Origin of the sequence: Armatimonas sp., assembly GCF_043760365.1 — a bacterium.
Classification (GTDB): Bacteria; Armatimonadota; Armatimonadia; order Armatimonadales; family Armatimonadaceae; genus Armatimonas.
This window is the reverse complement of record NZ_JAYUPA010001028.1, coordinates 1-2,619: the sequence shown is the minus strand read 5'-3', so window position 1 is coordinate 2,619 and position 2,619 is coordinate 1. Positions and strand designations below refer to the sequence as shown.

Genomic DNA, 2,619 nt, shown 5'->3' with positions numbered 1-2,619 from the left:
CGAGGCTCGCTCGTCGGTATGCCTCTAGTGTCTGTGCGGGAATCTCTCCCTGTAAACGACTGACCAAATGGCCCCAAAATGTTACTTCTTCTGACATTAAAATCCTTTCCACTTCGCGCTCGTAGCGCTCGGATAGGGACAGCATACCCTCCTTTACAGTGTAATTGGGGCGCATCTCCAGGAAGAGCTTTACTCTCCATATTCATAGATTTTTCTCCCCCATTGCATCCAGAAAGCGATCCCTAGAAGAGCGAATAAAGTCGCTATATTCACTTCAGGATGCCTGAATCCCTGGGTAATGTAGCTCACCAAAAGCACGGGAACCAAGATAAATCCGGCCACCGTTGCAGTTCTCTGGAGCCGCAGGGCTACTTTTCGGCGGCGATTCATGAGTATCAGCAGACTTGCCAAAAAAGCCGTAAGGGACATGGTGAGGATGAACAAAAACGATCCGAACAGAAAAATGTTACCCGAGTAGCTGCGAAACTGTATGGACTGTCTCCCGACAACAGTGAGTACATATCCACAGAAAAGGAGATTGATACCCCCTATCAAAACCTCTCGTGCTCGATCCGTCAGCTGTAAACGACTCTTTTGTTTTTGCATCTCTTGCCCTTATGCCCCCATTGTTAGTAGCTCATTTATTTTTGTCTGGAGTGAAGCCTGATACATAGCGCTCTGCGGCCTAGAGCGAACGAGTGATGGCAACAACGCCTCTGCCTGACTCGTCAGTTCCGCCCAGCGCACTGGATCTTGCGTCCGCACTGTGTTTCGCTGCTCCTCCAGCTCCGCTTTTCGTCTTACCTCTAGTTCACCCTGGTGCTGCGCTTCTAATTTTCTTGCTTGCTTACTTGCGTCCTGACGCTTACGCTCTTGTTCCCCTTGCCAGCTCTTCGGTGGGCTGAACCCCTGCTCTATGGCAGTGCGTAGATAAGCTCCCTTGGTGGACTTAATATTCTCAGCAAATGGTAAGTATTCGAGCTGGTGCTTACACTCCTCAGGAAGCTCCGCAGCTAGTTTTCGAGCGACAAGTTTCCCAACTCCGGCCTCAACAAGACGCTCTACGAGCGCTTCGTCAGCGATGTGTGGAAGGTCGTTGCTGAGAGCCTTTTCTTCTTTTTCTTCTGAAGCGACAGCAGCAAAAAGCCCTTCGTTTTCTAGCGCGCGCATGGTTGTTGCTGCTGTACTCTTTGTTGTATTCTTTGCTGTATTCTTTGTATCCTTAATAGTTTGGCGCTTTCCGCCAATCTTGTTTGGCGCATTCGTACAATCTAGTTTGGCGCTTTCCGCCAATCTAGTTTGGCGCTTTCCGCCAAACTGGAGATCTGATTGCAGGGAGTCCTGTGAGCTGTTTTGCTGGTTGCGCTGTCGAACGTCTTTGCGGAGTAGCTCCACCACTGCCGAGCGGTTAAGTTTGAACCAGAGCTTTGCGGGTTGACCCATCCGCTTTTCCTCAAGAAGTCCCAGATCCCGCAGTCGCTTGCGGGCCGTATCCTGCTCGCGTCGCCCCATGACGGTCTCGTACTCGATCTCCGGCATGGTCTTGTGAAACCAGCCATCGCGCCCTTCTGGGAGGCGCTGAGTCCAGTACCAGAACTGTGAAAGCAAGAGCCCTGCTGAGTGGCAGCCAACCGCTCGCGCCAGCCCACGCTGGTACGCAACAACACCCTCTCCAATGAGGAGGTTAAGAATTAGCTCGATCTCAGCAGAACCGTCATGCTCCATTGTCTTTCCCTAAAATCCTTCTTCGGCGAGGAATGCTTCTAGTAGCTCCAAGCACAGTACCCGCACTGAACTGAAGTCGTTCTCCAGGCAGTAGGTTTTTGCCCGCTTGGATAGCTCAGGCGACATCTCGACCGTTGCCTTCACACCGCCCTGGTGGTTTCGCTTTAGCTCAAGTGCCTCTTTTACCCGTGCCGTAAGTGAGTCCGTAGCCATCTCAGTAAGTGCGGGCGTGCGTGCCTCCGTACTTCCTTTCTTGCGTACTTGCGTACTTGCGGATTTACGGAGTTCCGTAGATGCGGAAGATTTAGGCGTTTCTTCCTCCGTGCTTGGTTGCGGAAGTGCGGAAGTGCGTACTTCCGCATCTGCGGGAATAGGCTCTCCTTCCCCCTTTTGTTCAGCGATATTTTGGCGGCGTAGATCGGCTAGTGTGCTCATGCCTTAACTTCCTTTGGCTTGCCCTTCGGGGCTTTATTGTCTTCTTTTAGTTCAACCGGCCAGCGCTTCTCACTTGCCATCTCACTTACCGAGAGCTCCACTAGGGCAGCGTTTGCGATCCTCTGATCGGTTACATAGCTATTCACCATGCATGCATCACAGAGCACACAAATATCGCGAGGAATCCCACGGGTGGTGGCATAGATTTCATGGAGTGCCTCTTCATTAAAATACTTATTGACCTTCTCGCCACCCGCCGTTTTCAGACGGTGAGCGATCATGCCGCACATATCCTCAAACGAGAGGGGATCAAGATGCCCAACCACAGCGATGCGTGAGCGGAAGGCTTCCTTGCGCTCTAGCTTGTTGGGGAGGTTGTCCTGGGCGAGCATCACAATCGTGATGAGCTTGCTCTTGGCGGTCTGGAAGTTGGTAAGCTCGGCGATGGTGTCAATGTTG

Annotated in this window: 3 protein-coding genes and 1 pseudogene; 1 reads left to right on the top strand and 3 read right to left on the bottom strand. The window is 52.0% G+C overall.

All coding sequences use genetic code 11. The features are described from left to right. Positions 1-279: 279 nt before the first annotated feature. Positions 280-585 (top strand): hypothetical protein, encoded by a 306-nt coding sequence (locus ACH2EH_RS26260; protein ID WP_395146380.1) that lies wholly within the window; start codon positions 280-282, stop codon positions 583-585. Between the two features lie 30 nt (positions 586-615). Here ACH2EH_RS26260 and ACH2EH_RS26255 read toward each other — a convergent pair whose 3' ends face one another. From ACH2EH_RS26255 to ACH2EH_RS26245, 3 genes and pseudogenes are all read right to left on the bottom strand, one after another. Then, entirely contained in the window at positions 616-1,725 is a 1,110-nt protein-coding gene (locus ACH2EH_RS26255; protein ID WP_395146379.1) for a hypothetical protein, read from the bottom strand. 9 nt (positions 1,726-1,734) lie between these two features. Continuing rightward, a complete protein-coding gene (locus tag ACH2EH_RS26250) occupies positions 1,735-2,160 on the bottom strand; it encodes a hypothetical protein (protein WP_395146378.1) in 426 nt (141 codons plus the stop codon). After that, positions 2,157-2,619: pseudogene (locus ACH2EH_RS26245) on the bottom strand (hypothetical protein); the annotation flags it as partial. The pseudogene ACH2EH_RS26245 and the gene ACH2EH_RS26250, both read right to left, overlap by 4 nt.